Genomic DNA, 21,995 nt, shown 5'->3' on the forward strand with positions numbered 1-21,995 from the left:
TCGGGTGTCCAGTGCCAGCGCTCGGCGTAGTGGACGTATTCGACTGCCCTGTCGTAGTCGGTGACGGGCCAGTCGCCTGCGACGGGTTTCCCCTCCAGCCGGAGCTTCAGACGGCGGAGGGTGCGGTAGGGGACGTCGGGTTCTCCAGCTGCTCCGGCGTCTCCTTCACCGGCTCCGGGAAGAGCAGCAGCCGGCCGGGCTCGACGGCCTCCGCCAGTTCCTCGTCGTCGCCGATCGGCAGCAGCTCGAGAGACTCCGGATTCTCGGACGGGATGGGCAGCGCGTACGACCATGCGGTGACGAGCGCCTGCAGGAGTCCGTCGATGATCGAGAAGCCGAGCCTGATGTTGTTGTCCGTGTCCGGCATGGCCTCCAGGATTCGCTTCTTGTCCCCGCGCAGGAGGGTGTTGGGGTCGCGGAGTTCGATCCAGGCTCCGGAGGGGAGGGTGGCGCGCGTCATGGTGGTGCCTCGTGCTTTCTGGTGAGGGTGTGAGGGTGGAGGGTTTTCGGCGGCTGGGTCAGTAGGTGCCGGGGGTGACGTTGCAGGTGACGCTGACCTTGCAGGGGCTGTAGGAGCCGCTGCCGCCGGCGTTCGTGGTGTTGAGGACGGCCTTGAAGACGTCGCTGTACTCGACGGCGGACTTCGAGCCGTCGGGCTCGGACTCGGTGAATGCCGCCTTCGCGAAGTCGAACTGCACGGAGCCGGCGGAGAGTCCGGCCAGCCCGTTGGAGATCAGCAGCTGCAGCTGAGGCTGCGTGTTGTTGATCATGTAGAGGTACGGCGACTCGGACGCCGCGATGAAGGAGAGCTTGCCTTCAACGGCCAGGCCGGCGCGCTGGATGATGTACGGCGACTGCACCCCGTTGCCGGTGAAGTACGGGGTGAGCTCCCGCTTGATGGTGACCTCACCGTCCATCACCGTCGGGATGAGCGTGCCCCCGGCCGCAGGGCCGCCGATACCCACGGCCATCCGCCAGGACGCCATGGGCGCGGTGGAGCCGGGGTTGGACGTCGGAGCGGAGCCGAGGGCCACGGACGGGTACGCGGTCGCCTTGGCGTCCCAGGTAAAGAGGTCGCTCTCGGAGTTCCACTTGAAGCCCACCTCGCTGAAGCACGCGCCCGGGTACTGGCGTGCGCCGGAGGTCGCGGTCGGGCCGAGCATGTGGGTCAGCGTGTGCGAAGGCGGCTGGCCAGTGCCCGAGTTGAGGAGGCTCCAGGCGTACGTGAACGGGCCGGTCACAGGCTGGACGGCCTGCGCGGAGGCGTGCTGGTAGACGAGGCCGCCGGTAGGCGACGAGAGCGGGATGGTGTACGGACCGGAGCCGGTGGGCGTCCCGGTCGTGAAGACCTCGGCCGTGGCTCCGGTGCCGATCTGGACCACGGTCCCGTTGGGGATCGTCGCGACGGTGGAGATGCTCGAGGCACCGACCGCCGCGCCCGTCGAGAGGGTGGTGCCACCAGTGCCGGTCGACGTCCCTGTGGTGGAGAGGTCGCCCATGATGTTGCGGAGGACGTAGCCGAGCCCGTCGAGGAACACAGGGCCGCCGAGGTCCAGGTCGGCGATCTGCGTTCCGGGGATCTGGGCGAAGCTGTCGTCGGCCATGGCGCCACGCCAGGCCTTGTCCTCCAGGAACTTCGGGCTGTCCTTGGGCTTGAAGGAGTCGACGAGCATGGTCGCGGTCATGTTGACCGGCGTGCCCTGGACCGTCTCGTTGGCGATCCCGACGAACTGCTTCTGGGGGGCGTACGTAACTGGGGTGGACACCGGCTTACTCCTTGCTGCTCAGGGGGCCGGCGTTGTCGGCGGCCTGGTTCGGCTTGCGTCGGGTCTTCGCCCAGCGGCCGTCGTCCGGCGGGCCGTCCGTCCACTCGAAGACCGTCGCCTCGACCTCCGCGATCTCGGGGGTCGTTTCGGTCGCGGCGACGAACGGCTGGTGGGCGTGGCAGGTGAGCGGGACGTGGGGGTACACGCAGCCGATGCCGTAGACGTACGCGTAGACCCCGGGCGGGAGGCCGTCAGAGTCCTCCTCGGGGACCACGTCGTCCGGAGCGTCCGTGTCGGCCGTCGGCTGCTCGGTCGTGTCCGGCACCCTTTCGCCCTCGTCCTTGGCTTCGGTGTCTGCGTCCTGGGCGGCCGCCTTACGAGCGGCGGTGGTCTTGGGCATGGGGCCCTCCGGTCCGTGAGTTACGAAAGCCCCCGGCCGAGGCGGCGTCCGGGGGCTGCGGGGTGGCTACGGGTCAGGCAGCGACGAACTCGACGGCGGCGAAGCGCAGCTCGAAGTACCCCTTGGTGAGGTTGGCGGCCGTCGACGGCTCCGAGTACTGCACGTCGATGCCGTCGGCGCCGGACTCGGTGACGTGCTCGCCGGCCTGGAAGACACAGCCGCCCAGGGTGCGGTCGCGGCGCATCCACTCCAGGAGGGCGTCGCGCAGCGCGTAGGCGTCGTCCTGCGCGTCCTCGGCGTACGAGGTGTTGCTGCGCAGGAACGTGCGTAGGCGGACGTCGTAGACGACCTGCTTCACGCCACCGTGCTCGCCGCCCAGGGCTCGCCGGTACTCGTGCTGGGTGGGGATGAAGACGAGGATCACGCTGCCCGTGCGCGTGCCGGGTTCCATGCCGACGAAGTACTCGGCTGCATTGTTGTCCTTGGGCGCCCCGCGCCGGACGACGCCGACTCCGGCCACAGCCGAGGTGCGGTAGGTGCGGGTGGCGGGGTCGTAGTCGCCGCCGAAGTAGCGGCAGATCCCGTCGAGGACTTCAGTGATCGCCATGTCAGCCCACCACCGTCTCCGACATCAGGATGCGGCGGGCTTCCTTCACCAGGCCGAGGCCGGTGGGGCGCGAGTCCTTGGACCGGGTGGACGAGGCGTTGTTGTCCGGGTACTCGTCCTCGGCCGCCGTGTCCGGGCGCATGAGGAGGCTCGCCGCGTAGGAGACGACGGCGAGCCGCAGATCGGACGTCATCCCGGTGAAGCTGAATCCCTCGCCGTGGGCGTGGAGGGTCGGTGCTGCCAGCGGGATCTCGGTGGGCTGCGGTGCTGTACCTGCGGCGGCCGGGATGTAGTCGTCGGCGACGGTGACGGTCTCCTCGACGCCGGGCTCCCACAGCCGGTATGCCTCGCCCGGCTGGATGCCGGTCGGGTCAGCGACGGTGATCGCCATCGCCGCATCGTCCGCGTCCTCGTCGACGAGGGTCGCGACGCGGCCGGCGACGAACGTCCAGCGGACGTAGTGGCCGGGCCCGGACATGCTGCGCGCTCCGCCGATGGGGACGAGGGCCAGGCGCTGCTCCTCGATCCACGCCGCTGTCACGTCGGGGACGTTGGCCAGGTCGGCGGGGCGTGGGCCGTATGAGGCTGCGGCGACCCACAGCACGGGGAAGCGGTTGGCGATGAGCTGCAGGTTGCCGTCCCGGTCGCAGCGGGCGCGCTGTGTGCGAGTGACGACGTGGGCGCCGAGGGGCTGGTTGCATTCGCTGTCCGCCCAGGCCGAGGCCATGAGGAGGATGTTGGTCAGCGCAGCGGTCTGGGCGTCCGGGTCCGAGTTGTCCTGGCGCAGGTTGTCCAGGGCGAGATAGGTGGGGTGCGCCGCGAACTCGGCCGCGGTCACGTACGGCGTGGTGGGCACCGAGGGCCTCCTTCCGGCGCTGACGCCCTACTTGGAAGGCTTGCCCTTGGCGGTCTTCTTCGCGGTCTTCTTGGCCGGTGCGGAGGTGTCGGCCGCGGTGTCCTTGTCGCCGCCGGTGTCCTCGGTATCCGCCTGGTCGCCGTCCTCTTCGTCCTTGGCGTCGCCGTCGCCCTGGTCGCCGTCGCCGACGTCCCCGTCGCCCTGGCCGTCGCCGTCGCCGCCCTTGGCATCGTCGTTCGGAGCCGAAGAGTCGCCGTCTCCGCCGCCAGCCGTCGGGCCGGCCTGCTGTCCCGCTGCGACGTTCTGGGCTGCCATGACGATCTGCTGCACGGCGTCCAGCAGCGTGGCCGGGTCCTTACGGCGCTCCAGCTCCTCGGTCATGAGGCGCTGCTGACGTTCGATGTCGTCCTCCCAGGCGGGCTTCCCGCCCACATGGAAGTTGTGGAGGCGGCTGGAGAGTTCGTTGGGGAAGTCGAATCCGCCCTGCTCGTCGGCCTCGTACTTGCCGAACTCGGGGTCCTCGAGCGCGGTGGCGCCCGTGAGGGTGTACAGACGCATGGTGCTGCTCCTGTGCTGGTGACGGGTGAGGGCCCCGGTGCAGGCCCGTGGAGGGGACCTGCACCGGAGAGGAGAGCGGTGGTTCGGACCGCCGGGCCGGGCGGGTCAGCCGATGTTCTGCAGCGCCGCCATCGCGACCGGGGCCTTGTTCAGGAACGCGCCCACGGAGCGGATCTCGAACTCCTTGCGAGGGCCGCCGCCGGCGGAGTTCGCGACGCGGCTGATGCCGTAGTCGAACTGCGCGGTGTCGCGCAGCGCCCGGTATTCGAGGACCGAGTCGACGTTGGCCTGCGGGAACGGCACGCGGTCGGTCCTTGCCAGGATGGTGCCCGGGGGCAGCGAGACGTGGACCTCGATCGGCACGGGGATGCCGCCAGCCGACGTGTTCACGACCTCGCCGACCCGTCCGCCGGCCGTGACGTTGATGCGGCCGGAGGTGTCGGTGTTGAGGAACGTCGTCGCCGACGTCGAACCGAGGATCAGGTTGGCGATCTGCTGCGCCTGGACCGCGTTCATCATCAGCGCGGTCGGGGAGCACTTGACCTGCTGCCACAGCGGCAGGAACAGCTTGTCCTGGATCTCGGAGATGTTGCCGCCGGCGAGGGTGAGCGCGGCGCCGTCGAGGGAGTTGTTGATCGACGGGTTGCCGGTGCCGGTGCCGGGCTGGACCCACTGGCCGGTGCCGTTGTAGTCGCCCGCCAGGGACGCCAGGAAGCCGTCGTAGTCGTTGGCGTTGCCGGATCCGTTGTCGGTCGCGGCGTTGAACGTCGGGACGACGGTCGAGATGTCCGGGAGTGCGGTGCCGGACTGGACGGTGTTGTTGGAGCTGATCGTCGCGGTGATCGCGACGGTGTTCGTGGTCGTGGTGCTGTAGTAGTACCAGGTCGTGCCGTTGGCGCTGTAGAACCAGTCGTACGCGACCGCGCCCCTCACGGACGGGACGGTGGCGGTGACCTTGTTCGCGGAGCCGGACCCGAAAGTCGTGGTCGCGGAGTTGCCGCGGGAGTTACCCGAGCCGAAGTAGTAGCCGCTGCCTGTGCGTGCGGCGACGCCGACGTAGACCTGCACGGCGCCGATGGTGCCGCCGGACGCGGACTGCGTCAGGGTCGGGGCCGACGGCCGGGCGAGGGCGAAGGACTGGCCGCCCAGCAGCTTGCGGTCGTCACCGATCAGGACCTGGTTGAGGACCTGGAAGGTGGCGATCGCGTAGGGGTCGCCGTAGCCCTTCGCCAGGTCGTAGGCGTCCTGCGTCACGAGGCCGGCGTAGCCCGTCGGCTTGTACCGGGCCTGGAAGTCCTGCTCCGAGAAGACGGTCTCGGGGGCCGCGTAGTCGAAGCCCATGGCCGGGTCGGGCTGCGAGTTGGTGGCGTTCATCATCGCGCGCCACACGGCGTACGGGTTGCCGTCCGGAGACTGGCGGCGGGCGATCTTGTCGCGGAACGGAGTGACGACCGGGATCAGGCTGACGAGCCCGGAGAGGTCGTAGCTGTAGATGCCGGTCCCGGTGAGAACGCCGGTGGTCTGTGCCTTCTGGATGGCGTCCAGGCCGGCGAGCGTCTCATCCGTGACGCCCTGCATGGTGTTCATGAGTGGCTCATTTCTGCGCATGCAAAAGCCCCGGCACACGGCGTGTGACGGGGCTTCTGGAGGTGGAGGGGGGCGCGGCGCGCCAGGCGGTCAGTTGCCGCCGTGGATCTGCGCGAGCTGCGCGATCGCCAGGGCCTGCATGTCCACGGCGATCTTGTTCTGCGCGGTCGCGTCGGGAGCCTCGTAGAGCGACTTCTTCAGCTCCTGGCCCTGGGCGATCGTGGCCGCCATCGGGCCGCCGCGGTCCTGGCCGCGCAGGGCGGTGGACGGCGGGACGGCTCCCTGGGTGAACACCTTCGGTGCGGCGGGCTGCTCTTCCAGCGTCTTGACCAGTCCTGTCAGCGTCTCGACGCTCTTCGTCAGCTCACCGATCTCCCCGGCCTGTCGGGCGAGGAGTTCGGTCTGGCTGTCGCTGCGCTCGGCGAGAGCTGCGGTGATCATGGCCGTGACGTCGCTGCGCTTGAGCAGTTCGTCGTCGGGTGCGGTGTCGGTCGTCGGGGTGGTGGTCTTGGTGACGTCCTCGTCGACGAGGATTCCGTCGGCGGGGGTTCCGACTTCGGCCGGCGGGGCCGGCTCGAGGTCGGGAGTCTCGGGGGCCGCGGGCTCGGCGACGGCTTCGTCGGCGGCCGGCTCGGCCGGGGCGTCGGGCTCGGCGTCCGCGATCATCGTGATGTCGCCCGGCTCGACGATGCCGACCAGCTTGCCGCTCTTGTCGTAGACGGCGACCTGCGGCGTCTTCGCCTTCTCCACCGGCTCGACGGCCGCCGCCGATGCTGCCGGCATCTCGGCCGTCTTGGCGACGGCGAGGCCGTCCGCGAGACCTGCCGGGGCCGTGGCAAGGGCCTGCGCAGCGGCGCTCGGCGATGCGATGTCCATGCTCTTCGTCTCCTGCTTCGTGACCGGCTGGCCGTCGTCGGTGGCTGTAGGGGCCTGGGGCAGCGACGTGAGCACCTTCTGGAGGCTGTCGACGGCGCCGCGGATCGCGTTCTCGTTGGCCTGGGAGAGGACTCGGCCGGCCTTGGCGACCTGGGTGAGTCCTTCAATCGTGTCGAGGGGGGCCGGGTCCCAGCCGTGGAGCGCCTTGCCTACGGCGGCCATGCGGTCGTCGCGGGTGAGGGCGTCGGCCTGCTCAGCGACGGCGAACGGCGCGAGCAGGCTGATCGCGTAGTCGACGGCGCAGGCGGCGTCGCCGAGGTCCATGACGTTCTCGTAGTCGCCCGGGTCGCCTGCAGCGGGCTCGAGGAGCTCGCGCTCGACGAGGACGTCCAGGGCGCGGCGGGCGCGGGCGAGGATGGCGGTCCACTTGGTGGCGGTGGCCGCATCGACGGCTTCCCAGGCGGGTGAGCCGGGCACGTTCGGGTCGCCGGAGACGGTCTCGTCCGGTTCGGCCAGGGCGACGGTGGGGTCGAGGTCGCCCGGTGCGGTCGCCTCCGGCGTCTCCTTGACGACAGCGTTGGCCGGCCGTGTCGCTTCCTGGTCGCTGGCGACGGCGCGGGCGGCAGCGTCGTGAATGACCTTGGCGATCGCGGCGGGGCTTCCCGTCATCGTCACCATCTCCTTGAGTAGTTCGGGTTCGGATTTGGCCAGCAGTTCGCGGACATAGCCCGGGCTGAACAGCCCTGGCTGGCCCTCGTCCCGTTTGGCGATCAGGAAGCGCATCCCGTTGGCGGCCTTGTCCACGAGGTCCACCCGCGGGAAGTGCGCGTCCACGAGCTCGGTGAACTCGGCGCCGTCGGTCGGGGTCGTCATGCCTCATCACTCCTGCGCGCGGGGGTCGGTGACTACGGGCTGCGCCGGGAGGCGGCGGCCGGTGCCCTGGGGCGACCAGCCGGTGACCTGACCCGACTTGAAGAGCGCCCAGGCGGTCTCGTCGAGGATCGCGCCGATGAGCCAGTCGCCCTTGCGGACCGTCACGCCGTCGCCCAGGTCCCACGGCTCGGCGCGCCAGATGTAGGACTCGACGACGGTGGCGTGCCCGACGGTGTCGTCGGGGCCGTGGAAAAGGCCGACCTGCGCTCCGGATGGAAGGAACGTCCAGGCCGCCTTCTCCAGCTCCTCGGCGGTGAAGTAGTCGCGGCCGCCGTCCATGCCGCGCTGGATCCGCGGGTCCGGGCCCGCCTGGTATGCGACGCCGAGGACGTAGCGCTGCTCGGGGGTCATCGTGTGCGCCTTCCTGCTGTGACGGGCGCGAGCGCGCACCGGCAGTACGGGTGGGCCGGCGGCATGTAGACCCCGGAGGGGAACTCCGTCTCGAGGCGGCGTGCGCCGCCGTCGGCGTTTGCGTAGCAGAGCGGGCAGACGCGTTCGTCGGCCGCGGTCATCCACTCGACGAACTGGATGCCGTTGAGGCGGTACGTGGACACGCTCGCTGCGGAGATCGCGCGGGCGAGCTCGGTGGTGGCGATCATCTCGGCGCGGGCCGGGTTGCTGAGCACGCCGCTGATGGACCGGGCGATGGTGTCCGCGCTGTCGCCGCGCGCTGCGCCGGCTGCGAGGGCGCGGCCGAGCTCGTTGAGGCGCGTGTTGGCGACGGACTTGATGGTGATGCCGCGATCGTGCAGGAGGGCGTCAAGGCCTCCGCCGTTGGCGTTGCGTCCGAGGAGGAGGCGGGCGGCTTCGACGTCGCCGGGCCGCCAGTTGCTCCAGTCGACGGGCCGTCCGAAGAGGACGGACTCGGAGGAGGCCGAGCCGATGACGACGCCGTCGCGGTAGAGGTCGTCCATCGTCTGCCGGATGGCGTCCGGCAAGTTGATGGGCTGGCTCTGCAACCAGGTCTGGGCGAGGACCTGCAGCTCTTCGTCATGCCTGGCGGCCGGGGCGACGCCCATCCACGCGTTGGAGAGGGCGACGGGGTCGGCGCCGGCTTCGAAGGCGGCGGCGATCAGCGGCGCCCAGTAGGCGACCGCTTCCCTGTCCATGCTCCAGCCCGGCCAGTCCCGCTCCGTGCTGTCGCCGTCGTCGGCGTCGTCGGGGCCTTCGCCGGCGGCGGCTTTGGCGACGGCCGTCATCTTGTCGGCGACGGTCTCGTTGTCGTCGTGGCTGAGGGAGCCGTCGGCGTGCTGCCAGCCATCCTGCGGGTGGTAGGCCGCCGGCAGGCCGCAGGGGCAGGTCGCTTCGTAGATGCCGTCCGGGGTGACGGTGACGTCGTCGAGCGCCCCCTCACACGGCACCGGACCGGACCCTGAGGTGGCCTGGCCGGATGCGTCGCAGTGGAGGCATTCGCAGCCGTTGCTGTGCTCCCCCGTCCCCGAGCAGCACGGGCACGGGGTGAGGAGGCGGAGTACCTGGCCGAGGGCGTCGGCGAGTTCGGAGCGTAGTGCCGGGTTGCCGGACAGCTGGGCCGGGTTCCACCAGGCGATGCTCTCCACGCAGTCGCCGTCCGGGTCGTCCGGGTTGGTGACGTGGTCGCGGGAGCCGAGGTCGAGGGCGGCTTCCGCGGGGATGTCGTAGACGAAGCCCTGGTAGATGCCGGTGACCCAGTTCGGGGCGGTGCCGAAGGCGAGGGCTGCCGCGGTCTCCGGCGCGTACGGGAGGACGATGCCGGTTTCTTCGGACCACTCCCGGCAGGCGGCGGCGAGCGGCGTCTCCCCCTCCTCGATGTGGCCGCCGGGGAACTCCCAGCTTCCGGAGGCGGGATCGGTGTCGTCGAGGCCGCGCTGCAGCATGAGGACGCGGCCGGTGTCTGCGGCGCGGACGGCGAGCCCGGCGACCGCGATCTCGCCGGCGGCCTTGCGGACGGCGAGACGGCCGCCGTCGTTGAGGCGGTGTGCGGTGACCGGGTCGACGGTCCTGAACTCGAAGTCGCGCCAGGCACCGGTGCGACGCCTGGCCTGACGGAAGCGACGGAAGGCCGTCATCTCCCGCTTCGCCAGCGCCTCTTGCTGCGCGCCGGCTGCCGTCTGCTCCTCGTCCTCGTCGTCGGCCTGGGTGGTTCGGCCCATGAGGTCGACGCTGTGGATGCCGGTCTGCGCTGTGATGCCCTCGACCGCCGCTGCGGGCGCCTCCTTGGCGAGGCCTGTGCCGGCGACGTCGCGCAGCTGCTGCTGGTAGGCGTCCTCCGCTGCTCGGGCGGCGGCGTCGTCCGTTGTGCCGGTGGCCGGTACGACACCGGGAGGTGCGACGTAGGGCTGCGGCAGCGCCGGCTGGTCCTCGGCCGGGGCGTGGGTGTCGGGGTCGGTTTTGCCTGCGATCCCTTCGATCGACAGGAGCGGCACCGGACCGGCGTTCGTCGCGTAGAACCGCGGGACGGGGCGGCGCGGGTCCGTGGGCAGTCCGAGAGTGTCCTCACGGCCTTCGTCGGGGCTGGCCATTCCGGTCCGGATGTAGATCTCCCAGGCCTTCGCGAGAGCGAGGCGGTCTTCCTTCTCCTGGCCTGTGTCGAAGAGGAACTTGACCGGCAGGTCCATGTCGTCCTGGAGGAAGCCGGTGAGGACTCCTTGGACGTGGGCGGCCAGCGGGAGGTCTCCGACGCGGTGCTGGACGTCCGCCTGCGTCTCCCCGCTGGACTTGTTCACGGACTCGGTGAAGCCCAGGTCGGAGGGCACGATGTGGTAGGCGGCGCAGGTCTTGCGCATCAGGAAGAGGCTGAAGGCGTCGCTGAAGTCCTTCTCACTGGACCACTCGATCTTCCCGCCGCCGGGGATCCAGCGGATCTGCGACTGGATCTCCTGGTTGCCCTGCATGAGCGCATCCCAGACCGCCTGGAACTGGGCGATCTGATCCGGCGTCCAGCCCTCCGGCGCGGACGCCAGCGCCTTGGGGATGTTGCCCTCGGTGAACTTCTGCAGAAAATGCGCCTGAAAGCGGAGGTCCGTATTGCTGTTGAGGAGGATCGTCTCCAGCGGCGCCTGCCCGTAAGGGGAATTGGAGCGCGGCCGGAACGGCTCGTAGATCATGTCGCCGCGGGTGAGCCAGTTCCACGCGGTGCCGTTGATGTACTGCACGTACGCCTCGGCCGGGTCTTCCGGGGAGTTGCCCCAGTAGTCCAGCAGAGGGGCGATCGTCGTCCCGTCGACCACGCTCAGACCGATGACGCGGTTGCCGCGGTTCCGCAGCCGGTACAGAGCGCCAGCGTCGTACGCCAGAGTGTCGTACAGCCACTTCGCGAGCCAGGCGGCGAACGGCGTCTGCCGGTCCGGCTTCTGCAGGATCCCCTTGGCGATCTTGATGGCGTCGGTGGCGTCGCCGGTGAAACCGTCGGCGGGCACCACAGCCCAGTCCAGGGCGCGGATGGAGTCGATGCGGTGCCAGATGCACATCTGGGCCACGTCGTACGCCTCGACGAGACCCCGGAGCGTGTCGAAGGAGACGCGCTCGTTGGACTTCGGCCGGGAGGCGACGTTGTAGCCGGTGGTGAAGTTGTGGGACCGCGGCTGCCGGGAGTAGCCGTCGAACGGGGCGATCGGCGCGCCCGGGGAGAACGTGGTGGCCATGGTCATACCGGCCGCGGCTTCAGCCTCTGCCATGGCGGCCGGCTCACGGCCGCCGAAGACCTTTGCCAGTCGGGAGCGCCAACTCACGGCCAGGACACCCCCTGTGTTCTATCGGTTCTGGTTGCGGAATGCCTGGTCACGCAGCCGCTTTCGGACCGCCACTGGGTCCTCGGGCTCGGGGTCCGCCGCGGGCTCTGTGCCCTCGTCGGCGTCTGCGGGGTCGGCGTCGGGCTGGTTCGAGGCGACGGCCTTGGCCTGTGCCTCGTAGGGGTCGGCGCCGCGGGCGCGGGCCTCGGCCGCCGCCTGGGCAAGCCGCTGCACGTAGTCGATCCACGCCTGGGCGCCTGTCCCGTCGAGGAGCATCTGGGCGAGGGCCTGGCTGGTGGTGTCGACCTGGTCGTCGTGCGTCCCGTTGGGGAACTCGGCTGCCTCGGTGATGAGTTCTTCCGGGTCGAACAATGCGATCTCCGCCTCGGGCAGGAAGACGTTCCCGGCCTGGATGACCGGTGCGACCGCGTTGGCCCTCGCGTACTTGCTCTCCGTCGGGGTGATCTCGACGATGCCGGGGATCTTCGACTTGAGCGTGTTGATGACGGCGGTCCCGTTGGCCTTGTCCTCCACGTACTTGCCCGTGGCCTGGGGCCACCGCCGGACCAGGGCCTGGAAAGCCGTGAGTGTCTCCGTGAACGTCATCCGCTTACGGATCTGGTCCAGGAGATAGACGTTCGCGCCGCGACGGGCCCAGACCTGCCCGACCACGAAGTCCGAGGTCTTGGTGTCCTTGAACGCCATGTCCCAGGACATGACGATCTGGTCCGCCTCCTCGACCGTGTAGGCGTCGGGCACGGTGGGGTGCTGCGTCCACAGCGGTACGGCGTAGCGGCGCCACCAGGAGCGCTGCCAGACGTCGCCGGAGTCCGGTGAAGGGCGCCCCTGGTACAGGGCGTTGAAGACGCGGGTGCCGGCCGTGATGCGGATGGCTTCCCACTCTTCGGGGGTGCGCCCGCGGGCGGACTGCAGCCACGTTCCGGGTTCACGGCCCAGGGCGTCGCTCTGCCCCTTTTCGGGGTCGTGGTCGGCGAGTGCGGGGATGTTGAGGACGCGCCAGCGGTGTCCGTCTTCTGCGGCCAGGAGGCGGCCGGCGATGTCGTCCTCGTGCCAGCGGGTGAGGATGACGATGACGGGTGCGCCGGGGGCGAGGCGGGTGGAGCCGACGGACTGCCACCAGCCCCAGATCCGGTCGCGGTAGTAGGCGGAGTCGGCCTGCTCCTTGTCGGCGAAGGGGTCGTCGATGACGAGGGCGTCGAGGGGCCGGCCGGTGAGGCTGCCCTTGAGGCCGACGCAGATGATGCCGCCGGCGTGGCTGGAGAGCTGCCAGCGGGAGGCGGCGCCGTTGTCGCGGGCGATCCGTAGGCCGAGGTCGAGGGTGCCGTCGTCGCCGTTGTAGGTGGTGATCCAGTTGCGGACGGTGCGGCCGAAGCCCTCGGCGAGCGGCTTGTTGTAGGAGACGATCCCGATCCGCAGGTCGCGGTTGCGGTGCAGGGCCCACAGCGACCCTGTCATCGTCACCCGCTGGCTCTTGCCCTCCTGTGGGGGCATCGAGACGAGCAGGCGGGCGTGCGGGGTGCTGTAGGCCCAGCGGACAGCTTCGTCGACGAGGTCGAGGGCCGGGGTCTGCTGGGTGGCCGGCTCCACCACTTTGGCGAGTGCCCCAGGTGTCGGCCAGCGGTCGACGTCAGGCCGGGGTTCGAACGATCGGGCCGCGTACTCGGCCCAGTCCAGCGTGGCGGCCATGGGCAGCCGCCTCCCTCAGCTCACGAGGCCAGAGCGCGAAGGTGGCGGGGCACAACGTCCGGCACCCGGGCCTGCTGCTCGGTGGTGAGCTGCAGGTCGGCGAGGATCGCCCGGATGACCTGCGCCACGAGGGCGCCGTGCTGCTCGGCCATGCGGACCTTGCGCTCCTCGATGCCGGCGCTGATCGCCGCCGCGCACACCTTGACCAGGTGCGTGCGCTCCGACTGGTAGAGGCGGAGCCAGATGTTGGGGGCGGCTTCCTCGGTGGTGCCGTGGTCGTCGCCGCCGGACTTGTAGCGGGTGATTCCCCAGATGAGGGGGTTCTCCTCGCCGCGGCGGGAGCCGCGCCCCCAGCGGTCGTCGTCCTCGGTCCGCTCCCTGGCCGGCTCCTGCTCCTGCTCGTGGGCGCGATCCTCGATCTCCCGGACCCGGTCGCGGAGCCAGGCGACGTGGCCGGCCGTCCACTTGACCTCGTCGAGGAGGGCCTCTGAAGCCGTGGTCTCGATCTTCCGGCCGTAGGTCTCCATGAGGCCCATCGCGCGTTCCTCAGCGATGCGGCGCTGGCCGGCCTTCAGATTCTGCGGCGCCTTCCCGCCGTGTGAGCGGCATACGGTCTGGCCCTTGAGCGCCCAGGCCCTGCAGCGCTCGCCCTTCTCGCCGTCCGTGCCCTTCTTGTGGGCGGTGCAGCGGCGACGGTCGGTGGGCTCGGCGAGGTTGCCCGTACGGTTCGCCATCACTGGCCGCCGGACGTCCAGTGCGCCGGCAGCGGGCCGGGCTCCTCGGGCGGCTCGGCGGGCAGCCGCTCAGCGACACAGTCGTGGCCGGGCAGATCGGTCTCGTTGGGGGCGGTGCAGGCGCTGGAGTGGATGAGCGCCGCGTCCTCCAGGGTGATCGCGTGGGGCCCGCACGCGTAGACGGCCACCGTCATCTCGGCGGCGGGGATCAGCGGGGTCTGGACGGGCTTGGGGAGCTGCGGGTCGGCCAGGAGCAGGGTCTGGTTGTAGCGGTCCTGCTCGAGGGCCTTGTAGTGGGCGTACTCCTCGTCGGTGGGGCGGCGCATCCAGTGGACGAGCGCCGAGTCGCCGCAGAGTCCGCATGGGGGCCCCGCCGGCGCGGGAGCGGGAGGCGCGGGCGCGGTGTCAGGGTCGGTCGGGGTGGGCTCGGTCGGGGTGAGGGTGTCCACGACGGCCGTCCTTTCTGTCAGGTGACGGTGAGCTGCCCGTAGGCAATGACGGGCTGCTCCGGGTTGTCGGTGATGCGGATCCAGACGGTGTACTTGCCCTTGGAGAGGACCGGACCGGCGCTGCTGGGGCCGACGAGAACTTGCGCGCGGTAGGCGTTGGTGCCGGGGATCGGCTGGGTGCCGTCCCATCCGCCCGTGTACCAAGTCCCGGGCCGGGCCCCGATCGCGGTGAACGCGAACTCCACGAGATCGGACGTCGGGTCGTACGGGAGGCCTTGGACCGTGGCGGTGACCTCGGCCTCGACGTACTCGCGGCTGTCGCGGTCGATGGACTGCACCCGGGCCCCCTTGGTCTAGTCGTTGGCGTGCCAGCGTTCGTCGGACTCGTCGGCGTCCCAGCGGCCGGGTGTTCCGCCGGCGCCCCAACGGCCGTCCGTGAGGCGTGCCTGCCACCTGCGCAGGCCCTGGCCGACCTGCCAGCGGCTCACTGGTCCAGTCACCTGCAGCACCAGGCGCCGCAGGTTGCCGCGCACGCCGGTTGCTGCGGCGGTGAGTTCGGCGACCGCCTGGAGCACGACCTCGTAGTAGCGCCCGGAGCGCACGTCGGCGGCTGTCAGGACGACGGCCTGGTACGTGGCGTGCAGGCTGCGGCGGGTGCGGCCGGTGAGCGCCAGGACCGTCTGCCGGTGGAGGCCGATGGCCCGGGCGGTCCGGCTGGTGGTGGTGAGGGTGGCCGTGAGGAACAGCCGTGTCGCGCCGCGGGCAGTCGCCGCGGCGGTCGTCCCGAGGATGGCGTCGAGGGCCTGGTTGATGAGGCGGACGGCTCGGCTGGTGGTCGTGACCGTCGTGGCCCGGGTCAGGGCGGTCGCCCGGCTCAGGTCGCCGCTGGTGCTGACGTCGGCGCTCTCGTGGATGCCTGCTGCCCGGGTGAGTGAGCCGGTGAGCGTGGCGGTTGCGGACCGGGCCAGACCGGCGGCGCGTCGTACTGCCCCGGTGGTGGCCGCGGTCGCTGTCCGGGTGAGGCCGGCCGTACGCCGCGCGGTGGCGGTGGTGGCCGAGCTCGCGGTGCGCGCGATCGCCGTGGCCCGCCCGGTCCGCGCCTGCACTACGGCAAGAGCGGCCGCGTAGAGGCTGGTTGCCCGGGTCACAGTGCTGGTGGTGGCGGCGACGGCCGCAGCCGTGAGCCTGCCGGTCCGGGCGATCGCGGACGTCGTGGAGACGGTCGCGACCAGGAAGATGCCGCGGGCGATCTGGCTGATGCTGCTCGAGGCGCTCGTCGACACCGTGGCCATGAGCGTGCGCGTGTAGGAGTTGCCCCGGGCGATCGCCGTGCTCGTGAGGACTGTGGCCGTTCGGAGCAGCCCAGTGGCCCGGGCGCTGGTCGCGGACAGGGTCAGGGTTGCAGTGCGCGGGAGTTGGCCGGTCCGGCGAACGCTTGCGGTGAGACTGACCAGGGCGGCCAGGACGGTGTCCAGGCGGCGCATCGTGGTGGCGGCGGTCGCCACGGTGGTCGTGCGGGTCAGGCTGGTGGCGCGGCGTGCCTGCCCGGTGGCGCCCGCGGTGGCCGCCCGGGCGAGTGCCGTGGAGCGCGCCAGGACGGTGCTGGTGGTCACGGTGACGGTCCGCGCCAGGCCGGCGGTGCGGCGGGCGGTCGCGGCCGTCACGGCGGTGGCCGCCCGGGCGAGCGCCGTCCCACGGAGTACGGACGGCGCGGTCAGGACGGCTGCGGCGCGGTTCAGGGTGGCCGTACGGAGGGTGCGGCCGGTCGTGGCGACGACCGCCTGCAGGACGATCCCGACCCCGCGGCCCCACACCACAGTGCCGCTCACGGCGACTGTGGCCTGACGGGCCAGAACTACCGTCCGCTGCACGGCACCGGTCACGGACACGGTGGCCGCGCGCTGCAGCGCGGTGGCGCGCCGGACGCTGCCGGTGGTGCCGAGGAGCGCAGCCAGCGATCCCAGGGAGGCGGTGCGGCCGGTGTGCCCGGTGGTGGTAAGGGTGGTGGCCCGGGTCAGTACCGCGAGACGGCGGCTGCTGCCGGTCGTGGCCACGGTGGTCGTCAGGGGCGTGAGGCTGGTGGCGCGGCCGGCGGACCCGGTGGTGAGGAGCGTGATCGTGCGGGCCAGTGCGGTCAGTCGCCGGACGCTGGCGGTGAGCGCGGCGACGGCCTGCAGGCGGAGAGCGACCGTACGGGCAGCGAGCGCCGTGGTGGTCACGGTGGCTGTGCGAGGTAGGGCGATCGCCCGCAGGAGCGCGGAGGCCGTGCCGACCGTCGCGGAGCGGACCAGGGCCGCTGCGCGCCGGCAGCCGCCCGTGAGGACGGTGACGGCCGCCAGGAGCGTCAGGGCCACGGCGCGGACGGCGACCGCCGTCGTAGAGACGGTGGCGGCCCGAGTCAGCAGGCCGGTACGCCCTGTCGACGCGGTGATGTTGGCCGTGGCGGTGAGGGAGACGTTGTAGACGACCGGTCCGGTCGCGCGTACGGGCGGGATGACGATCGGGCCGTGCGGCCTGCCACGCCCGAACCGGGCCATCGGCTACTCCCCGCTACTCCGCAAATCCGAGGTAAGCGACGCAGCCCGGGGTGACGCCCGCGGCTGTGGTGTAGCGCAGGCCGATTCGCGCGCCCGAGGTGATCGCCCCGACCTCCCGATCGAGCACCTCTTGTATGGCCAGGAGACCGCCGAACGGCGACAGCATCCACGATCTGAGGATCGTCACCGTCGTCGGCTCCACGGTCAGCGAGTGCGCTGCGGTTGCGGTCGCCACGGGCGAGTTGTCGTCGGTCAACTTCGCCGGCGTCACGCTGGTGCCAGCTGCGCTGCCGATGGTGACCACTCGGTAGAGGTCGACCTGGACGCCGGTGCCCGTGGTGGAACCGTCGAAGCTCACACCGAGCTCCGTCAGCCTCAGCCCAGGCGTGCCGGGGGCGAGGAGGAGGAGCGTCTTCGTGGACGACGCAGAGAGCGTGATCTTCGGCGTCACCACCGTGTAGTCGTAGTTCCCGGGCACGTGGCCTCCTCATCTCAGGCTGGCCCGCCCGACGGCCTGGCCCAGGAAAACCGGCCGGACAGGCGCGGTCGGGTTGAACTCCACCAGCAGCCAGAGCGTGCTCACCCGGCGCGTGGTCGTCTGAGCGACGTTGCCCCGGTAGCCGATCTGCGCGGTGTCCAACAGAGCGGGCCTCCACACGCCGCCGCTCTGCGGATCGGTGTACGAGGTCAGCTGGTACGGGCGAATGGTGTTGTTGACGTGCGTCGCCCAGCCGTTGAGCGCCACGGACACCGATGCGGACTCCACGGTGGTGCCGCTCGCCTGGGATTTGAGGCGGTAGACGATGCTCGCGGCCGTGGTCGCGATGCTGCCGACGCGGCCACCGACCTGGACCAGGGTGATCTGGTCGGCGGGGGCGATGCCGGCGGAGAACGCGGACACCAAGTTGAGGTCGTCCGTGGTCGTCGTACCAGTCAACGCCGTCTGGTTGTACGAGGTCAGGTCGTTGGGCGTGACCTCGTTGACCCGGGTGAAATTGTTCGCGACCCCGGCCGTTCCACCGACCGCGGTGGCCCAGCCGTTCGCGTCGCCGGCGGAGTCCGGGCGCAAGTGGACGACATTGCCCGGCCCGGGCAACGAGTTCTGGACAGAGCCCGTGTCGTCGTTGATCGCAATGTCGTCGATGTAGAGGTCACACGTGGTGGAGCCCGCTACGACGTCCGTGAACGCGCCGACGCGCAGGACGGGGGCCTCGAATCCGGTGAAGCCTGCGCCGGCGACGGCCCCGGAGAAGTCGAAGCCGTCGAGGTAGCAGTGCTGGATGTCGTTGACCGAGTCGTAGTCGATCTCAACCCGGTACCACTGACCGACGTTGAGGACGTCCGACGAGCCGCCCACGTACGTGTGCGTGGTGCCAGAGCCCGTAGACGTGCGCAGGGAGCCATTCGTCTGCAGGAACAGACGCGGGCTGCGTCCTGGTGAACCGAGGCCGTCGCAGCTGGCCATGACGATGGTGTCGACGTTCGGCATCGTCGCCACGCACAGGTACATCCGGTAGAAGACGTGCCGGGCCGCGACCGAACCGAACTGGTGCGAGATGTACTGCACGGTGGCGGACGGGTTGAAGCGCATCGCCGCGGCGCCGGCGCGCTTGACCGTAGTGGAGATCGTCGGCGCGCTCGTCGAGACCTCGGAGAACTCGAGGCCGCCGACGGCCGTCTGCAGCTCGAAGCCGCACGTGTACAGCCTGGCCACGGCGCCCCCGTCCCTGGATCTGCCGTCAGTCCCAGCCGGGGAAGATCCAGTGGTCGGGCATCGGGAACAGGTTGTTCTCGATCTCGACGGTCTGCTCCTGGCCGTCCTGGTCGAGGAAGTACTTCTTGGACAGCTCCGCGCCTCGCAGCTTGTAGCCGCGCGACACCATGCCCTCGATGACGTCGCGGACCATGACGTCGTTCCAGGTCCCTGTGGCGCTCTGATCGAGGCGGATGAACATCTCGAAGTCGACGCCCAGGTGCGGCTCGTGGCCGATGACGAAGTGCAGGTGATAGCCGGGATACGGTCCGGCGCTGGCGTCCCATGCCATGGCGATTTCCCCTTCGATGTCCTACCTGCGTGGCGGTCGGCTCAGGTGTGCTTGACGGCGAGGGTGTAGCTGACCTGGTCGCCGGACGCGAGGTTCTGCGCGCCATGCTCGGCGTGGAAGTACAGGCTGCCGTTCGTCACGTTGCTGACCCCCGGAATGTTCCCGCCGGTCACGACGTCGTTCAGCGCGATCGTGGAGATCGCCGCACTCCCGTTCTGCGCCCTCGTCACGGTCAGCGTGTTGGTGCTGATCGCCGTGATTTTCAGGACCTCGGTGCGTACCTGGATGTACTGGTTGACCGAGAAGTTGGCGCCGTTCGCGACGATCAGTGACGTCGCGGAGTTCGAGCCGATGACGGTCGACGACGTCTGGACCGCGTCTACGGCGGTCGGCTTGGACGCGGAGTCGGACAGGGCGACCTCGGCGATCGACTGCGTGGAGCCGGAGGTGAACGTCCCGACGACCTGATAGCTGTCGTTGGGGGTGGTCGTGGTCACGACGGACGACGTGCCGGCCACCCGCGACTCTGAGGCCTCCTTGAACAGGCCGACGTCGGTGGTCGCGGCCGTGAGGCCGGCGGGGTTCTGGCCCCAGGCCAGGTTGAGCGGCTCGGCCTGCGACGGCGTTGAGCCGCGCATCCGGTTGGCGATGATCTCCCGCCCCTTGGCAGTGACGACAGCGCCCATCAGGCCCTCCTACGGTTGGAACGAGCGATACGACGGTTGGCGAGCGGGCGGCCGACGAGATGCCACCAGGCGGCCTTCACCGGGTTGCTGTAGTGGGCGGCGACGATGCCGTGATCCTCGACGGAGCCGTCAGCACGCCGGACGACCATGCGGAGCTCAGCGGAGTGCGGAGCGGCAGCCTGCTCGCTACTCATCGCGCTCCTCGCCGCGCCGCCTCAAGGCTGCGTACCTCGGCGAGGCACACGCCGTACGGCTGGCCCGTGGAGGCCTGCAGCTCCCGGGCACGCGCCTTGAGCGACCGGTCGCCCTTGGACGTTTTTGGCTGAGCGTTGCCCGAGGTGCGGGCACGGGCAGCGGCCTTGGCCTGCCCGCACACGGGCTTCTTCGGCGGTCCGTCCAAGAGCTGCTTGATGACCGCGCGCTTCCGGGCCCGGCGCTTCTCCCGGTTGAGGCGGGGCTTCTGCTCGGCCCCGCTATCGCTGGTGGTCATCCTCGGCCTCCGAGCGGGTATCGAGCGGCGGTCCGCTCCGCATGCCGTGCCTCGCTCCGGACCGCGGCGGCCACGAGGGCTGGGTCCGGAGCCCGGTGAACGTGGAAGGTGACCCCGGCGGTAGCAGCAGCGTTCGCCGCGAGCGCGGGGGCCCGGCGGCCGGTCACGGGTTCCGCGTCGGCGTGAGTCTCGGAGACAGCTGACGGCGTTCCACAGCGCGGCGCCTCGGCGGTAAGGCCGTGCACGTCGGCCAGGTGCTCCGTCAAGGGCGCCACGTCCGTCGTGAGTTCCGCGGTAAGCCGCCCCTGCTCCTTCGTGGCCGGCCCGAGCTGCAGCTCCAGTCGGATCGGCTCGGAGCACGCAGGGCAGCCGAAGGTGAAGTGCTTCGGTACGGCCGCCATGTCAGGCCCCCGCCCACGCCGACCAGGTCCAGGTGCCCGGCTCCTTGCCGCGCAGGACGTTCTGCACCCAGTACGCGTCGGGACCGTCGAGAAACACCTGCAGGCTGCAGGGCTCAGCGTTCAGCGCCCCGTCGGTGACGCGGACGATGACTCCCGGGAAGACGTCGCCGGCGCGCATGCCGGGCGCCCGGGTGTGGGAGGTGAGGCGCTGCCTGGCGATGGCGCGGACGTCGTCGCGGGTGAGCCGGTAGAGGACGCGCTGCCCGAGGAGCGGCGCGGGAGGCGGCCACTCGGCGGCGGGCTCTGTCTGGGCTGGGGGGTCTTGAGACATGGGCGGTTGTCCTTGGGGGCGAGCGACCGTGGGGCGCGGCTGGACGGGGTGGAAGGCGATTAGCTCGGTCAGGGTGACCAGGCCGCGCCGTGACGGGTGGGGGTCGTGGGCAATGCGGCCGTCGATCCAGCAGACGGCGTGGCGTACGCCGCGCTCGGAGAAGCCGAAGGCCATGCCGTACGCGCAGGGCTCGTCGGGTGACTGCTCGTGGACGTCGACGCCGTGGAGACGGCAGAAGTCGACGACGGTGCCCCACCAGTCGTCGAGGAGGAGGAAGTGCGGCACGGCCTGCAGCGGGAGCTCCAGGAGTGAGGCGACGGCGGCCTGGAGGCAGTTGCCGGGCCGGCCGTCGGGGTCGCCGTGGAGGATCGACTGGGTAACCGGCCTCACCAAGAGCCGGACCAGTCGCCCGGGCCTTCCCACATGGCTTCGACGGTCTCCCGGCTGCGGTGCTCGTCGCAGAGCGCCTCTTGGAAGTGCATCGGTGGGATGGAGGCCACGTGCTTGGTGGGGGTGTCGCAGATGCGGCCGTTGACTGGGGCGGTGCAGCCTGACCAGTCTCCCGATTGGCGCTCGAGGTCGAGGCGATCCAGGAGGACGGTGCGCATGTGAGCGTAGGCCTCGTCCGCAGTGTCGTGTCCGATCCGCTCCCACGCTGTGGAGGCTTCTCGCTCCTCGGCCGGCAGTTTGAGAACCTCTAGCCACGCCTCGGCGCAGCACTCGACGTGTCTGCCCATACGGGAGTTCCCGCCGGTGTAGACGTACAGCCCGGCGCACGGGCACTCCTGCAGTTGCTGAACCGTGTGCATCTGCACGACGTCACCTCCGGTGGGTGTTGGAGGAAGATGCCGCCGGCCCGCGGGGCGAGGATCCGCGACTGACCGGCGGCGCCCCGGGGACGCTCTGCCCAACTGAGCTACCGGCCGAGCCGCGCGCAGCTCTTGGTGGCCGGGCGGGATTTGAACCCGCGACCTTCCCCTTCGCTGATCTGCCTGGTGTCGAGCCAGTCCGCTCACCGGGTGAGCAGCAGACCATCCGCCGGAAGGGTGGAGGCTTCCCCGCGCGCCGCAGGGGTGGACACCGTGGCGCGCGGAGTGTGGGAACGGCCCCGGCGGAGCACGTGCCGCCGGGGCCGGTGGGGTCCTCGCGGATTGCCCGTGTCGCATCGGCGGACGACACATTGATCCTCACCGGGGTGGCTCCCGTATCCCGTCCCGGTGAGGAGTTTGATCCGCTGCCCGGTGTGAGCTCCCTGTCCCTAGAGGCTCACGAGTGCCCGCCCAGGCGCCCCTGTCCCCCGGGCAGCGGAGTGGGTGGTGGAC

The 21,995-nt window shown here is 70.6% G+C and carries 23 protein-coding genes; all 23 read right to left on the bottom strand.

Annotated elements, in window-relative coordinates; all coding sequences use genetic code 11:
* Positions 1 to 106: 106 nt before the first annotated feature.
* Positions 107 to 460, bottom strand: coding sequence for a hypothetical protein (locus tag ABZT74_RS30060; RefSeq protein WP_356440008.1), 354 nt, complete (start codon positions 458 to 460; stop codon positions 107 to 109).
* 58 nt (positions 461 to 518) lie between these two features.
* Positions 519 to 1,766 (bottom strand): hypothetical protein, encoded by a 1,248-nt coding sequence (locus tag ABZT74_RS30065; protein ID WP_356440011.1) that lies wholly within the window; start codon positions 1,764 to 1,766, stop codon positions 519 to 521.
* A 4-nt stretch (positions 1,767 to 1,770) separates the two neighbouring features.
* Positions 1,771 to 2,166, bottom strand: a complete 396-nt coding sequence (locus ABZT74_RS30070) for a hypothetical protein (RefSeq protein ID WP_356440014.1) — start codon at positions 2,164 to 2,166, stop codon at positions 1,771 to 1,773.
* Positions 2,167 to 2,239: 73 nt separating this feature from the next.
* Entirely contained in the window at positions 2,240 to 2,773 is a 534-nt protein-coding gene (locus tag ABZT74_RS30075) for a hypothetical protein (RefSeq protein WP_355883200.1), read from the bottom strand.
* A gap of 1 nt (position 2,774) precedes the next feature.
* On the bottom strand, positions 2,775 to 3,629 hold the full coding sequence (locus ABZT74_RS30080; RefSeq protein ID WP_356440017.1) for a hypothetical protein: 855 nt from the start codon (positions 3,627 to 3,629) through the stop codon (positions 2,775 to 2,777).
* A 27-nt stretch (positions 3,630 to 3,656) separates the two neighbouring features.
* Positions 3,657 to 4,187, bottom strand: a complete 531-nt coding sequence (locus tag ABZT74_RS30085; protein WP_356440020.1) for a hypothetical protein — start codon at positions 4,185 to 4,187, stop codon at positions 3,657 to 3,659.
* A 105-nt stretch (positions 4,188 to 4,292) separates the two neighbouring features.
* Entirely contained in the window at positions 4,293 to 5,774 is a 1,482-nt protein-coding gene (locus ABZT74_RS30090; protein WP_355883193.1) for a hypothetical protein, read from the bottom strand.
* 90 nt (positions 5,775 to 5,864) lie between these two features.
* A complete protein-coding gene (locus ABZT74_RS30095; RefSeq protein ID WP_356440023.1) occupies positions 5,865 to 7,523 on the bottom strand; it encodes a hypothetical protein in 1,659 nt (552 codons plus the stop codon).
* Positions 7,524 to 7,529: 6 nt separating this feature from the next.
* The gene (locus ABZT74_RS30100) at positions 7,530 to 7,934 is read right to left on the bottom strand and encodes an XkdF-like putative serine protease domain-containing protein (RefSeq protein WP_356440026.1); all 405 of its coding nucleotides are present in this window, start codon (positions 7,932 to 7,934) and stop codon (positions 7,530 to 7,532) included.
* Positions 7,931 to 11,239, bottom strand: coding sequence for a phage portal protein (locus tag ABZT74_RS30105; protein WP_356440030.1), 3,309 nt, complete (start codon positions 11,237 to 11,239; stop codon positions 7,931 to 7,933). The genes ABZT74_RS30100 and ABZT74_RS30105 overlap by 4 nt, the downstream gene beginning before the upstream one ends.
* Before the next feature lie 75 nt (positions 11,240 to 11,314).
* Entirely contained in the window at positions 11,315 to 13,000 is a 1,686-nt protein-coding gene (terL, locus tag ABZT74_RS30110; RefSeq protein ID WP_356440033.1) for a phage terminase large subunit, read from the bottom strand.
* Between the two features lie 20 nt (positions 13,001 to 13,020).
* A complete protein-coding gene (locus ABZT74_RS30115) occupies positions 13,021 to 13,734 on the bottom strand; it encodes a hypothetical protein (RefSeq protein WP_356440036.1) in 714 nt (237 codons plus the stop codon).
* The gene (locus ABZT74_RS30120; RefSeq protein ID WP_356440039.1) at positions 13,734 to 14,183 is read right to left on the bottom strand and encodes a hypothetical protein; all 450 of its coding nucleotides are present in this window, start codon (positions 14,181 to 14,183) and stop codon (positions 13,734 to 13,736) included. The genes ABZT74_RS30115 and ABZT74_RS30120 overlap by 1 nt, the downstream gene beginning before the upstream one ends.
* Positions 14,184 to 14,200: 17 nt before the next feature.
* Entirely contained in the window at positions 14,201 to 14,521 is a 321-nt protein-coding gene (locus tag ABZT74_RS30125; protein ID WP_356440042.1) for a hypothetical protein, read from the bottom strand.
* Between the two features lie 15 nt (positions 14,522 to 14,536).
* Positions 14,537 to 16,720, bottom strand: coding sequence for a hypothetical protein (locus tag ABZT74_RS30130; RefSeq protein ID WP_356440045.1), 2,184 nt, complete (start codon positions 16,718 to 16,720; stop codon positions 14,537 to 14,539).
* A gap of 13 nt (positions 16,721 to 16,733) precedes the next feature.
* Positions 16,734 to 17,198 carry a hypothetical protein gene (locus ABZT74_RS30135; RefSeq protein WP_356440048.1) on the bottom strand — a complete coding sequence of 155 codons (465 nt, stop codon included), beginning with the start codon at positions 17,196 to 17,198 and terminating at the stop codon, positions 16,734 to 16,736.
* A 9-nt stretch (positions 17,199 to 17,207) separates the two neighbouring features.
* Positions 17,208 to 18,434 carry a hypothetical protein gene (locus ABZT74_RS30140; RefSeq protein ID WP_356440051.1) on the bottom strand — a complete coding sequence of 409 codons (1,227 nt, stop codon included), beginning with the start codon at positions 18,432 to 18,434 and terminating at the stop codon, positions 17,208 to 17,210.
* A 25-nt stretch (positions 18,435 to 18,459) separates the two neighbouring features.
* Positions 18,460 to 18,765 (bottom strand): hypothetical protein, encoded by a 306-nt coding sequence (locus tag ABZT74_RS30145; RefSeq protein ID WP_356440054.1) that lies wholly within the window; start codon positions 18,763 to 18,765, stop codon positions 18,460 to 18,462.
* Between the two features lie 41 nt (positions 18,766 to 18,806).
* Positions 18,807 to 19,451 (bottom strand): hypothetical protein, encoded by a 645-nt coding sequence (locus tag ABZT74_RS30150; protein ID WP_356440057.1) that lies wholly within the window; start codon positions 19,449 to 19,451, stop codon positions 18,807 to 18,809.
* The gene (locus ABZT74_RS30155) at positions 19,451 to 19,645 is read right to left on the bottom strand and encodes a hypothetical protein (RefSeq protein ID WP_356440060.1); all 195 of its coding nucleotides are present in this window, start codon (positions 19,643 to 19,645) and stop codon (positions 19,451 to 19,453) included. The genes ABZT74_RS30150 and ABZT74_RS30155 overlap by 1 nt, the downstream gene beginning before the upstream one ends.
* A complete protein-coding gene (locus ABZT74_RS30160) occupies positions 19,642 to 19,941 on the bottom strand; it encodes a hypothetical protein (RefSeq protein ID WP_356440063.1) in 300 nt (99 codons plus the stop codon). Before ABZT74_RS30160 ends, ABZT74_RS30155 begins: the two co-directional genes overlap by 4 nt.
* 402 nt (positions 19,942 to 20,343) lie before the next feature.
* Entirely contained in the window at positions 20,344 to 21,066 is a 723-nt protein-coding gene (locus tag ABZT74_RS30165) for a hypothetical protein (protein ID WP_356440066.1), read from the bottom strand.
* Entirely contained in the window at positions 21,060 to 21,488 is a 429-nt protein-coding gene (locus tag ABZT74_RS30170) for a hypothetical protein (RefSeq protein WP_356440069.1), read from the bottom strand. Before ABZT74_RS30170 ends, ABZT74_RS30165 begins: the two co-directional genes overlap by 7 nt.
* Positions 21,489 to 21,995 lie beyond the last annotated feature (507 nt).

This window comes from Streptomyces sp. NPDC005302, from assembly GCF_040607345.1.
Classification (GTDB): Bacteria; Actinomycetota; Actinomycetes; order Streptomycetales; family Streptomycetaceae; genus Streptomyces.